The organism is Pseudomonas sp. LS-2, assembly GCF_003605735.1.
Classification (GTDB): Bacteria; Pseudomonadota; Gammaproteobacteria; order Pseudomonadales; family Pseudomonadaceae; genus Aquipseudomonas.
This window is the reverse complement of record NZ_QXTJ01000039.1, coordinates 317,001-330,308: the sequence shown is the minus strand read 5'-3', so window position 1 is coordinate 330,308 and position 13,308 is coordinate 317,001. Positions and strand designations below refer to the sequence as shown.

At 59.7% G+C, this 13,308-nt stretch carries 7 protein-coding genes and 2 pseudogenes; 7 read left to right on the top strand and 2 right to left on the bottom strand.

The annotated features are described in order from the left end of the window. The first annotated feature begins 3 nt into the window (after window positions 1-3). The 7 genes from aroK to D3M70_RS22685 all read left to right on the top strand — a co-directional run bounded on the left by aroK (window position 4) and on the right by D3M70_RS22685 (window position 11,950). The gene (gene aroK / locus D3M70_RS22720) at window positions 4-522 is read left to right on the top strand and encodes a shikimate kinase AroK (RefSeq protein ID WP_120127872.1); all 519 of its coding nucleotides are present in this window, start codon (window positions 4-6) and stop codon (window positions 520-522) included. A 132-nt stretch (window positions 523-654) separates the two neighbouring features. Beyond that, window positions 655-1,758, top strand: coding sequence for a 3-dehydroquinate synthase (gene aroB / locus D3M70_RS22715; RefSeq protein ID WP_120127871.1), 1,104 nt, complete (start codon window positions 655-657; stop codon window positions 1,756-1,758). A gap of 10 nt (window positions 1,759-1,768) precedes the next feature. After that, window positions 1,769-3,391 (top strand): AAA family ATPase, encoded by a 1,623-nt coding sequence (locus D3M70_RS22710; RefSeq protein WP_120127870.1) that lies wholly within the window; start codon window positions 1,769-1,771, stop codon window positions 3,389-3,391. Between the two features lie 358 nt (window positions 3,392-3,749). Next, a complete protein-coding gene (gltB, locus tag D3M70_RS22700; protein ID WP_120127869.1) occupies window positions 3,750-8,195 on the top strand; it encodes a glutamate synthase large subunit in 4,446 nt (1,481 codons plus the stop codon). A 120-nt stretch (window positions 8,196-8,315) separates the two neighbouring features. Next, window positions 8,316-9,734 carry an FAD-dependent oxidoreductase gene (locus D3M70_RS22695; RefSeq protein WP_120127868.1) on the top strand — a complete coding sequence of 473 codons (1,419 nt, stop codon included), beginning with the start codon at window positions 8,316-8,318 and terminating at the stop codon, window positions 9,732-9,734. A 123-nt stretch (window positions 9,735-9,857) separates the two neighbouring features. After that, window positions 9,858-10,922, top strand: a complete 1,065-nt coding sequence (gene hemE, locus D3M70_RS22690; RefSeq protein WP_120127867.1) for a uroporphyrinogen decarboxylase — start codon at window positions 9,858-9,860, stop codon at window positions 10,920-10,922. Between the two features lie 506 nt (window positions 10,923-11,428). After that, the gene (locus tag D3M70_RS22685; protein WP_256659956.1) at window positions 11,429-11,950 is read left to right on the top strand and encodes a cytochrome b; all 522 of its coding nucleotides are present in this window, start codon (window positions 11,429-11,431) and stop codon (window positions 11,948-11,950) included. A 71-nt stretch (window positions 11,951-12,021) separates the two neighbouring features. On the opposite strand, the pseudogene D3M70_RS33585 reads toward D3M70_RS22685, so the two are convergent. Both D3M70_RS33585 and D3M70_RS33580 read right to left on the bottom strand, forming a co-directional pair. Then, window positions 12,022-12,395 (bottom strand): annotated as a pseudogene (locus tag D3M70_RS33585) (MFS transporter); the annotation flags it as partial. A gap of 1 nt (window position 12,396) precedes the next feature. Continuing rightward, window positions 12,397-13,141 (bottom strand): annotated as a pseudogene (locus D3M70_RS33580) (MFS transporter); the annotation flags it as partial. Window positions 13,142-13,308 lie beyond the last annotated feature (167 nt).

Genomic DNA, 13,308 nt, shown 5'->3' with positions numbered 1-13,308 from the left:
TCTGTGCGAAATTTAATACTTGTAGGGCCGATGGGGGCTGGTAAAAGCACCATCGGTCGTCTGCTGGCCAAAGAGCTTCGACTGCCGTTCAAGGATTCCGACAAGGAAATCGAACTGCGAACGGGCGCCAATATCCCGTGGATTTTCGACAAGGAAGGCGAAGCAGGCTTTCGTGATCGCGAGCATGCCATGATTGCCGAGCTCTGTGCCCTTGATGGCGTGGTGCTCGCAACCGGTGGCGGCGCGGTCATGCGCGAGGAAAACCGCCGCGCATTGCATGCTGGCGGCAGAGTGGTCTACCTGCATGCGTCGGTGGAGCAGCAGGTCGGGCGAACGTCTCGCGATCGCAATCGGCCTTTGTTGCGCACGGCCGATCCCGCTAGGGTGCTGCGCGAACTGCTCGCCATTCGCGATCCGCTGTACCGGGAAATAGCCGACGTGATCATCGAAACCGATGAGCGGCCACCTCGAATGGTGGTTCTTGACATCCTTGCGCTGTTGGCCGAGCTTCCTCCCCGTTAAAGCGCAGACGGAAATGCGCTATCCTCGGCGACCATAAAAAGCAGGGTCGCCAATCGGCCTTGCGCCATAGCCGGTATCGCAGCTTTCGAACGCGCGCACGGGCATCAAATTGTTAGAACAGCGTGGGGACACATGCAGACACTTAAGGTCGAGCTCGGCGAGCGTAGCTACCCGATTCATATTGGCGAAGGCTTGTTGGATCGGCCCGAACTGCTCAAGCCTTACATTGCTGGCAAACAGGTGGCGATCGTTTCCAACGCTACCGTTGCCCCGTTGTACATCGAACGCCTGACCAGGTCGCTGGCGGGTTACAACGTCCTGCCGATCGTTCTCCCCGATGGCGAAGCCTTCAAGAACTGGGAAACCCTGCAATTGATCTTCGACGCGCTGCTCACCGCACGCCATGATCGTCGCACGACGGTCATCGCTCTGGGTGGGGGGGTGATCGGTGACATGGCCGGCTTCGCCGCTGCCTGTTATCAGCGCGGGGTGGATTTCATTCAGGTCCCCACCACGCTGCTGTCCCAGGTGGACTCTTCCGTCGGCGGCAAGACCGGCATCAATCACCCGCTGGGCAAGAACATGGTCGGTGCTTTCTACCAGCCGAACGCGGTGCTCATCGACACCGCGTCACTGAACACACTGCCTGAGCGTGAGCTGTCCGCCGGGCTGGCCGAGGTCATCAAATACGGCCTGATTTGTGACGAGCCTTTCCTGACGTGGCTCGAAGATCATATGGACAAGTTGCGCGGCCTGGATCAGGTCGCGCTGACCAGCGCCATCGAGCGGTCCTGTGCGGCCAAGGCGGCCGTCGTGGGCGCCGACGAGCGGGAATCCGGTGTGCGCGCCACATTGAATCTGGGTCACACCTTCGGCCACGCCATCGAAACCCACATGGGTTACGGCGTCTGGCTGCATGGAGAGGCGGTGGCGGCAGGTACGGTCATGGCGCTGGAGATGTCCGCGCGTCTGGGCTGGATCAGTGAGCAGGAACGAGATCGCGGTATCCGTCTGTTTCAGCGCGCCGGGTTACCGGTGGTTCCGCCTGAAGACATGACGCCTGAGCATTTCCTTGAGCACATGGCGGTGGACAAGAAGGTGATCGATGGCCGTCTGCGCCTGGTACTGCTGCGCCGTATGGGCGAAGCGGTGGTGACTGACGAATATCCAAAAGAAGTACTACAGGCCACACTGGTCGCGGACTACCGCGCCTTGGTGGATCAGCTTAGAGGTTAATGAGAAATCCATGACTAGTTTGCACGCCGATGAGGCCTTTCTCGGTCACTATCAATTGAGTCATGACCCCTTTGCCACGCGGGTCCCCGGCTTCAAGTTCTTCCCTGCCCAGCGCAAACCGGTGCTGGGGCAGTTGCATCATCTGGCCCGTTACAGCCAGTTGCTGTTGCTGGTAACCGGTCCTCATGGCAGCGGCAAGACCCTGTTGCGTCAGGCGCTGGTCGCGAGCACCAACAAGCAATCGGTCCAGAGCGTGGTGGTTTCTGCCCGTGGCGCCGGTGACGCCTCTGGCGTGCTGCGTCAGGTGGCTCAGGCCCTGAACGTCGCGCAGCCTGAAATGAAAGCGATTCTGTCGCAGGTCGTGCAACTGGCCCTGACCGGCCAAGAGGTCTACATCCTTGTGGACGATGCCGAACAACTTGGCGAATCCGCACTCGAAGCGTTGTTGGGATTGGCGGCGGGCACTCCGGAAGGTCGTCCGCATGTCTTCCTGTTCGGCGAGGCTTCGATCATCGATCGACTGGATCAGTTGTGCGCCGAGAGCGGCACGGAAGAAGAACGCTTCCACGTCATCGAACTGGCACCGTATACCGAAGAAGAAACCCGTGAGTATCTGGCGCAGCGCCTGGAGGGTGCCGGTCAAGGCATCGAAGTCTTCAGTGCCGAACAGATTACCGATATTCACGAACAGTCCAATGGATGGCCGGGTGCGATCAACCAGGTCGCACGCGACTCGATGATCGAAGCCATGATCGCCAGCCGCTCTGCGGTCAAGCGTCCAAGTATGGGGTTCAAAATGCCTAAGAAACACGTATTGGCTTTGGGTGGGGTTGTTGTTGCAGCAGTGTTGGCCGCGTGGCTGATTCCGGGTCGTAACAACGCGCCGGCGACGGCACCGGCCAATTCCCAGGCGCAATTGCCACTGGGCCAGGGCCAGGCGCCTGCGCAACAGTCGAACAACGGTGGCCCGGCCATCGAGTTCGCCGGTAACTCGCAGCCAATGCCGCTACCGTTGGTCGGTAATTCGCAGCCTGTGATGCGCGGTCCACTGGCTGAAGCCGCAGGTTCGGGCGAGGGTGACGGCGAAGATGGCGGCGCAGCTGCCAATCAGCCGCTACAACCGCCAACCGTGACTACCACTGCGCCGCCTGCGGGTGCTACGCCGGGTCCGGCTCCTGCCATGGCCCAGACGCCGGTTCCGACACCTCGTCCGACACCAGCGCCAGCCGCCAAACCGGCGCCTGCGCCTGCGGCCAAACCCGCGCCAGCTCCGGCTCAGGTCGCTACTGCCAAGCCAGCTCCGGCACCGGCAGCGAAACCGGCACCCGCCGCTCCTGCGTCCTCGGGAGGCACCTGGTACTCAGGTCAGGCCCCGACGCATTACGTGGTGCAGATCCTCGGCACCAGCTCTGAAGCTACGGCTCAGAACTACGTGAAAGAGCAGGGAGCCGAGTACCGCTACTTCAAGAAAACCCTGCAGGGCAAGCCTCTGTATGTGGTGACTTACGGCAGTTTTGCAGACCGCAATGCGGCACTCGCCGCCATCAAAGTCTTGCCAGCGAAGGTTCAGGCTGGTAAACCTTGGCCTCGTACTGTCGGCAGTATCCAACAGGAACTCGCCGCAGCTCGCTGATAACGTAGCGACCTTACCCGGGTCGCTCGATTAGCTCCCCCGAACTCACGCTTGAGCGTGCTGCCAATGAGCAGCGCGCCTGGCGGTGTCTGCGTCTCAGGCACTTATTGAATTTCGGGCTCTCATTGGTCAGACTCGCAACAAAGCTCTGGCTAGCACGAGAATCGTTTTAAAACCTTTCATGAATGCGACATAAATTTGCGACGTTTCGTCGCTAAATTTGTGAGGCTTTGTGTCGGTGTGTACAATGACCTCCCTTTTGCTCCCGCAAAGCTGGCGTACGTTCAGCGTGGACGGTAAATGGTTGAATTGAAAAGAAATTTGCCTCTCTGAGAGGCAGCCTGGTGAGAATGTGTCTATGAAAGCAGGTCTGTACCATCCAGAAGAATTCAAGGATAACTGTGGTTTCGGCCTGATCGCCCATATGCAAGGCGAGCCCAGTCATCACCTGTTGCAGACGGCTATCGAAGCCCTGACCTGCATGACCCACCGTGGTGGGATCAACGCCGACGGCAAGACCGGTGACGGTTGCGGGCTGTTGATTCAGAAACCTGACACGTTCCTGCGCGCCGTGGCCCAAGAGCAATTCGGCGCCGAACTGCCGCGCCAGTATTGCGTGGGCATGGTCTTCCTCAACCAGGACGACGCCAAGGCCCAAGCGGCCCGCGAAAACATGAATCGCGAAATTCTCGCCGAAGGCCTGACCGTGATCGGCTGGCGTGAAGTGCCGATTGATACCAGCGTGCTTGGGCGCCTGGCCCTCGAGCGTCTGCCGAAGATCGAACAGGTGTTCATCGGTGGTGAAGGCCTGAGTGATCAGGAATTCGCGATCAAGCTGTTCTGCGCCCGTCGTCGCTCGTCGGTGTCCAACGCCGCCGATACCGATCACTACATCTGCAGCTTTTCGCACAAAACCATCATCTATAAAGGCCTGATGATGCCGCGTGATCTCACGGCATTCTATCCAGACCTCAACGACGAGCGCCTGCAGACCGCGATCTGCGTGTTCCACCAGCGCTTCTCGACCAACACCCTGCCGAAATGGCCGCTGGCTCAGCCATTCCGCTTCCTCGCCCACAACGGCGAGATCAACACCATCACCGGTAACCGCAACTGGGCGCAGGCCCGTCGCACCAAGTTCACCAACGAACTGATGGACCTGGATGAGCTGGGCCCGCTGGTTAACCGTGTGGGTTCCGACTCCTCGAGCATGGACAACATGCTGGAGCTGATGGTCACCGGCGGCATCGACCTGTTCCGTGGCGTGCGCATGCTGGTGCCACCTGCATGGCAGAACGTTGAAACCATGGACCCGGATCTGCGGGCGTTCTATGAATTCAACTCCATGCACATGGAACCGTGGGACGGCCCGGCTGGCATCGTGATGACTGAAGGTCGCCACGCCGTCTGCCTGCTTGACCGTAACGGTCTGCGTCCGGCGCGTTGGGTCACTACCAAAAACGGCTACATCACCCTGGCTTCGGAAATCGGCGTGTGGAACTACACCCCGGAAGACGTCATCGCCAAGGGTCGCGTCGGGCCGGGTCAGATCTTCGCCGTGGACACCGAAACCGGTCAGATCCTCGACACCGACGCCATCGACAGCCGTCTGAAGTCGCGTCATCCGTACAAGCAATGGCTGCGCAAGAACGCGCTGCGCATTCAGGCGACGCTGGAAGATCACGACCACGGTTCGGCGTTCTACAACCCGGACCAGCTCAAGCAGTACATGAAGATGTTCCAGGTCACGTTCGAAGAGCGCGATCAGGTGCTGCGTCCGCTGGGCGAGCAAGGTCAGGAAGCCGTGGGTTCCATGGGCGACGACACGCCAATGGCCGTGCTGTCGCGCCGTGTGCGCACGCCATACGACTATTTCCGCCAGCAGTTCGCGCAGGTGACCAACCCGCCGATCGATCCGCTGCGTGAAGCCATCGTCATGTCGCTGGAAGTCTGCCTCGGTGCCGAGCGCAACATCTTCCAGGAATCGCCTGAGCACGCCTCCCGCGTGATCCTCAGTTCGCCGGTCATTTCCCCGGCCAAGTGGCGCTCGCTGATGAACCTGGATCGGCCAGGTTTCGACCGCGCCATCATCGACCTGAACTACGACGAAGCCACCGGCCTTGAAGCCGCTGTGCGCAATGTCGCCGATCAGGCAGAAGAAGCCGTGCGCGCCGGTCGTACCCAGATCGTGCTGAGCGACCGCCATATCGCACCGGGCAAACTGCCGATCCACGCTTCGCTGGCCACCGGTGCGGTTCACCACCGCCTGACCGAAAAAGGCCTGCGCTGCGACAGCAATATCCTGGTTGAAACCGCGACAGCTCGCGACCCGCATCACTTCGCCGTATTGATCGGTTTTGGTGCGTCGGCGGTTTATCCGTTCCTGGCCTATGAAGTGCTTGGCGATCTGATCCGCACGGGTGAAGTGCTGGGCGATCTGTACGAAGTCTTCAAGAACTACCGCAAAGGCATCACCAAGGGCCTGCTCAAGATCCTGTCGAAGATGGGCATCTCGACCATCGCGTCCTATCGTGGTGCACAGCTGTTCGAGGCCATTGGCCTGTCCGAAGCCGTGTGTGACCTGAGCTTCCGTGGCGTGCCAAGCCGCATCAAGGGTGCGCGTTTCGTTGACATCGAAGACGAGCAGAAAGCCCTGGCCGCAGAAGCCTGGAGCCCGCGCAAGCCGATCCAGCAAGGCGGCCTGTTGAAATTCGTCTACGGCGGTGAGTACCACGCCTACAACCCTGACGTGGTTGCGACCCTGCAAGCCGCCGTGCAACAGGGTGACTACAGCAAGTTCAAGGAATACACCGCGCTGGTGGACAACCGCCCGGTGTCGATGATCCGCGACCTGTTCAAGGTCAAGGAGCTCGATACTCCACTGAGCATCGATGACATCGAGCCACTGGAAGCGATCCTCAAGCGTTTCGACTCGGCGGGTATCTCGCTGGGTGCGTTGTCGCCGGAGGCTCACGAAGCACTGGCCGAGGCGATGAACCGCCTGGGTGCGCGTTCCAACTCCGGTGAGGGCGGTGAAGACCCTGCCCGCTACGGCACTATCCGCAGCTCCAAGATCAAGCAGATCGCGACCGGCCGATTCGGTGTGACGCCTGAGTATCTGGTCAACGCCGACGTGCTGCAGATCAAGGTCGCGCAAGGCGCCAAGCCTGGTGAGGGCGGGCAATTGCCAGGCGGCAAGGTCAACGGTCTGATCGCCAAACTGCGTTACGCAGTGCCGGGCGTCACCCTGATTTCGCCACCGCCGCACCACGACATCTACTCGATCGAAGACTTGTCGCAGCTGATCTTCGACTTGAAACAGGTCAACCCGTCGGCCCTGGTCTCGGTCAAGCTGGTGGCGGAAGCGGGCGTTGGCACCATCGCAGCCGGTGTGGCCAAGGCTTACGCCGACCTGATCACCATCTCCGGTTACGACGGCGGTACCGGTGCATCGCCGCTGTCGTCGATCAAATACGCGGGCGCTCCGTGGGAAATCGGCCTGGCCGAAACTCACCAGACCCTGCGCGGCAACGATCTGCGCGGCAAGGTCCGGGTGCAGACCGATGGTGGTCTGAAAACCGGTCTGGACGTGATCAAGGCTGCGATTCTCGGCGCCGAGAGCTTCGGTTTCGGTACAGCGCCAATGATCGCGCTGGGCTGCAAATACCTGCGTATCTGCCACCTGAACAACTGCGCCACTGGCGTTGCAACCCAGAACGACAAGCTGCGCAAGGATCACTACATCGGCACTGTCGACATGGTGATCAACTTCTTCACCTACGTGGCTGAAGAAACACGCGAGTGGCTGGCGAAACTGGGCGTGCGTTCGCTGGAAGAGCTGATCGGCCGTACCGATCTGCTGGACATCCTGCCGGGCGAAACCGCCAAGCAGCAGCATCTGGACCTGACGCCTCTGCTGGGCAGCGACCACATTCCGGCCGACAAGCCTCAGTTCAGCCTGGTGGATCGCAACCCGCCGTTCGACAAGGGCCTGCTGGCCGAGAAAATGGTCGAGTTGGCCAAATCGGCCATCGAGTCCAAATCCGGCGGCGAGTACGCACTGGATATCTGCAACTGCGACCGCTCCATCGGCGCGCGGATTTCCGGCGAAATCGCCAAGCTGCACGGCAACCAGGGCATGAAAGACGCTCCGGTGACCTTCCGCTTCAAGGGCACGGCCGGTCAGAGTTTCGGCGTCTGGAACGCTGGCGGTCTGAACATGTATTTGGAAGGCGACGCCAACGATTACGTCGGTAAAGGTATGACCGCAGGCAAACTGGTGATCGTGCCGCCGAAAGGCAGCCCGTTCAAAACCCAGGAAAGCGCCATCATCGGCAACACCTGCCTGTACGGTGCAACCGGCGGCAAGCTTTTTGCTGCGGGCACCGCGGGCGAGCGATTCGCTGTACGTAACTCTGGCGCCCACACCGTGGTGGAAGGCACAGGCGATCACTGCTGCGAATACATGACCGGCGGCTTCGTCTGCGTTCTGGGCAAGACCGGCTACAACTTCGGTTCGGGCATGACCGGTGGTTTCGCCTACGTGCTGGACCAGGACAACACGTTCGTTGACCGGGTCAATCACGAACTGGTTGAAATCCAGCGCATCAGCGGCGAAGCGATGGAAGCCTATCGCAGCCACCTGGAGCGTGTTCTGGCCGAGTACGTGACGGAAACCGACAGCGAGTGGGGCCGTAATCTCTGGGAGAACCTGGATGACTACCTGCGCCGCTTCTGGCTGGTGAAACCGAAGGCCGCGAGCCTGAAGTCGCTGTTGTCCAGCACCCGCGCCAACCCGCAGTAAGGGCAGCTGTCAGCGGCGTGGTTTCACGCCGCACGTTAACGGCAGTGCGCGAGTGCCTGCGAACATGATTTTTGCAACTTGAGGCTTGCCGCCTGAAGCTGCGGTTAGAGGTTCTAGAGAATGGCTGAACGTCTCAGTAACGACTTCCAGTTCATCGATGTCGGGCGTAAAGACCCGAAGAAGAAACTGTTGCGGCAACGCAAGAAAGAGTTCGTGGAAATCTACGAACCCTTCAAACCCCAGCAGTCGGCCGATCAGGCCCACCGCTGCCTGGGCTGCGGTAACCCGTACTGTGAATGGAAATGCCCTGTGCATAACTTCATTCCCAACTGGCTCAAGCTGGTGTCCGAGGGCAATATCCTTGCGGCCGCCGAGCTGTCCCACCAGACCAACACCCTGCCGGAAGTCTGCGGCCGCGTGTGCCCGCAGGATCGTCTGTGTGAAGGTGCGTGCACCCTCAACGACGGTTTCGGCGCAGTGACCATTGGTTCGGTCGAGAAGTACATCACCGACACCGCGTTCGCCATGGGCTGGCGTCCGGACATGTCTCGCGTTGTGCCAACCGGCAAGCGCGTGGCGATCATCGGCGCGGGCCCGGCTGGCCTGGGTTGCGCCGATGTGCTGGTGCGCGGCGGCGTGACCCCGGTGGTGTTCGACAAGAACCCTGAAATCGGCGGTCTGCTGACCTTCGGTATTCCTGAATTCAAGCTCGAGAAGAGTGTGCTGAGCCACCGTCGAGAAGTCTTCACCGGCATGGGTATCGAGTTTCGTCTCAATACCGAAGTCGGCAAGGATGTCTCGGTCGAACAACTGCTCGAAGAATACGATGCCGTGTTCATGGGCATGGGCACCTACACCTACATGAAAGGTGGTTTCCCGGGTGAAGACCTGCCAGGCGTGCACGATGCGCTGGACTTCCTGATCGCCAACGTCAACCGCAACCTGGGCTTTGAAAAGTCGCCGGAAGATTTCGTCGACATGAAAGGCAAGAAGGTCGTGGTGCTGGGTGGTGGTGACACCGCGATGGACTGCAACCGTACCTCGATACGTCAGGGCGCCAAGGCAGTGACCTGTGCCTATCGCCGCGACGAAGAGAACATGCCGGGTTCGCGCAAGGAAGTGAAGAACGCCAAGGAAGAAGGCGTCAAGTTCCTCTACAACCGTCAGCCGATCGCCATCGTTGGCGAAGACAAGGTTGAAGGCGTGAAAGTCGTCGAGACGCGTCTGGGCGAGCCTGATGCCCGTGGCCGTCGCAGCCCCGAGCCGATTCCGGGTTCCGAAGAGATCATCCCGGCCGACGCCGTGGTCATCGCTTTCGGTTTCCGTCCAAGCCCGGCGCCATGGTTCGAGCAGTTCAACATCGATACCGACAGCCAGGGTCGCGTGGTTGCCCCAGAACAAGGCAAGTTCAAGCATCAGACCAGTAACCCCAAGATCTTCGCCGGTGGCGACATGGTTCGTGGTTCCGATCTGGTGGTGACCGCGATCTTCGAGGGCCGTAACGCGGCTGAGGGGATTCTGGACTATCTGGGCGTCTAAACGCTCCTACCGGTTGCATCTCTGATGCGACAAATCGCCCCCATAGACAAAAGGCACGGTACTTACCGTGCCTTTTGCGTTGGTGTCTGAGAAAATGCCGGCACTTTTTTTCCGGATGCCGCCATGACTGCCCTGAAGAACGACCGTTTCCTTCGCGCCCTGCTCAAGCAACCCGTTGACGTCACGCCGGTATGGATGATGCGGCAGGCCGGTCGCTACCTCCCGGAATACCGCGCCAGCCGCGCCAAAGCCGGGGACTTCATGAGCCTGTGCAAGAATCCGGCGTTTGCCTGCGAAGTCACCCTGCAGCCTCTTGAACGTTATCCGCTGGACGCCGCGATCCTGTTCTCCGACATCCTCACCGTGCCCGATGCCATGGGCCTTGGTCTGTACTTCGAAACCGGCGAAGGCCCTCGTTTCAAGAAGACTGTCAGCACCCTGGCCGACATCGAAGCGCTGCCGATCCCCGACGCCCAGCAAGATCTGGGTTATGTCATGGACGCGGTCAGCACCATTCGCCGCGAACTCAATGGCCGCGTGCCGCTGATCGGCTTCTCCGGCAGCCCATGGACACTGGCGACCTATATGGTCGAGGGCGGCTCGTCCAAGGATTTCCGCAAATCCAAGGCCATGCTCTACGACAACCCGCAAGCCATGCACCTGCTGCTGGACAAGCTGGCGCAGTCGGTCACCGCTTACCTCAATGGCCAGATTCTGGCGGGCGCGCAGGCGGTGCAGATCTTCGACAGCTGGGGCGGAAGCCTCTCGGCGGCGGCCTATCAGGAGTTCTCCCTGGCCTACATGCGCAAGATCGTCAGTGGCCTTATTCGCGAACACGACGGGCGCAAAGTGCCGGTCATCCTGTTCACAAAAGGTGGCGGGCTGTGGCTGGAAAGCATCGCGGATGCCGGCGCTGACGCACTCGGCCTGGACTGGACCTGCGACATCGGCGAAGCCCGTCGTCGCGTTGGCAGTAAGGTCGCACTGCAAGGCAACATGGACCCGACAGTCCTTTACGCAAATCCGCAGGCCATCCGCCAGGAAGTTTCCAACATCCTCGCCAGCTACGGCAGCGGCACCGGTCACGTGTTCAACCTTGGCCATGGCATCACCCCTGAAGTCGATCCGGCCAATGCTGGCGTGTTCATCGAAGCGGTGCATGAGATGTCGGCGAAATACCACCAGTAAGCACTGATATGCAGTAACAGAACGCCCGGTCATGCCGGGCGTTGTTGTTTTCGGGCATTGACCATCGATGGAAATGTCTGCGCCGTTTCAATCGTGATCTGAAATTATCCCGTAATAAATAACGGAATCTTCGCCGCAATCGCGAGGTGATTTCCTACATCTATCTATTTAGGTTTCCGTACAATTTTTTCGCCAAGTCTCGTAGGTCGGTTGAGAATGAAACTCTCCGGCGCAGCGGCACCGTTACAAGGACGATCGGCTTTTGATTACATGGGATTAATCAATGACTAAACCGAATAATGCAGCTATAGCAGTCACCTCACTCGCCATCCTCGCCGCATCAACGGCCCCGCCGAACCTGACCCCACAGAACTGTCTGAATGATCCGCCTCCCCGGGCTTCTGCCTTGCGCAAGGGCCTCCATCACAAAAATGCCCATTGATTTCCTGATGTTAAAAAACATCGCGGCAGCGACTTTATGACGCCTTTTAACAGGAGTGTTCTCTATGGAAATGCCTTGTTCTTATTCGCGGTTGCAGATAGTCCTTCATTGGTTGTCTGCAGCCGTTATCTTGTGGGCGCTGGTGACGGGAAGTTTATTGAGTGTTGTCGACGTTGATGATGCGTTTAAATCCAGTGTCGCGAGTTTCAACGTGTCGCTCACCAGTTTGTTTATTCCACTGTTTATCTTGAGAGCCTGGTTGGCATTTTCGCCTTCACCGGGGGGGCGGACGTTTGCAGCGAGCCCCTCACAGCGCTTGGCGCGTATCGCGCACTGCGCTATTTACGTGCTGACCGCCGTGGTATTGCTGACTGGCGTACTCATGATGAAAGAGCCTGCCGATGTTTTTGGCCTTGTTCGTTTCGGACCGGTGCTGACTCAGCCTGAACTGCATGAATGGTTCACCCGGTTGCACATCGGGAGTTGTATCGCACTGGCGGCGTTGCTTGCGCTGCATACTGCAGCGGTCATCAAGCACCAGATGAGCGGGAATCCAGTCTTGAAACGAATGTGGTTTGAGCAATAGTCGTCATTTGCATTGCAAAGCGAGATGATCAATTGAGCGCCAGAATCGCCTGGACGCTCATTGATGAACACTCAGATCTGAACATTGGCCGCCAACGGCGGCACTTTCGCCAGTTTGCGCGCGACCCACAACGCGACCAGCAGCACCACGCCGATGAACAGGCCGATGCCGTTCCATCCGGCGTAGTGCCAGAACACGCCGCCGCCGGTGCCTGCAACACTGGAGCCGACGTAATAGCTGAACAGGTACAACGAAGAAGCCTGACCCTTGGCCTTGATCGCGCGACGGCCGATCCAGCTGCTGGCCACCGAGTGCGCGCCGAAGAAACCGAAGGTGAACATCAGGACGCCGATCACCACGACCGCCAACGGAGTGAACATGGTCAGCGCCAGCCCGGCCAGCATCAGCACGATCACGGCCCACAACACATTGCGGCGCCCGAGCTNCCACCGAGAACAGTCCTACCACGGCCTGACTCAGATTGTAGGGATCGGCCAGCAGTCGATAGCCAATGTAGTTGAACAGGGTGACGAAAGCGCCCATCAGCAGGAAGCCTTCGAGAAACAACAGCGGAAGACCGGCGTCTCGGAACTGCAGGACAAAGCCGTCCAAAAGGCTTCGGGCATTGAGGGGGCGGGCGCGGAAGTTGCGCGAAGGCGGCAGAATCTTCCAGAACACGCAGGCGGCTGCGAGAGCGATCAGCCCCATGATCGACAGCGCGGTGTGCCAAGTGACGTAGTCGCTCAATACGCCTGTGATCAACCGGCCGCTCATGCCGCCGATGGCATTGCCACCGATGTACAGCCCCATGGCCAGGCCGATGTGTTGGGGATGAATCTCTTCGCTCAGGTAGGTCATCGCGACAGCCGCCAGGCCACTCAACGAAAGCCCGACGAATGCGCGTGTCACCAGAACGCCTTCCCACGTAGGCATGACGGCGCTGGCAATAGTGAAAATGGCGGCGGAGAACAACGAAAAGACCATCACCGGCTTGCGGCCAAGGCGGTCGGAAATCGGCCCGGTGATCAGCAGGCCGATGGCGAGCATGGCGGTGGCTACCGACAGGATCAAGCTGCTTTGCGCGGCATTGATGGAGAACTCTCGAGAAAGCACCGGCATCATCGGTTGTACGCAATAGAGCAGGGCAAACGTGGCGAAGCCGCCGGAAAACAGCGCGAGCACGGTACGAATAAAAGCGGGCGTGTCTTTCTCGATGTAGGTATCACCCAGCGGGATAGCGGCTTCGATCATCTCGGACTCAGACGCGGCGGGGGTTGCAGCAGTATTCACGGTGAACCTCGGAGGAGCGGGGCGGCGGTGTGAAAAAGAATATAGCCAGCTAACGATTCCTTCCAATA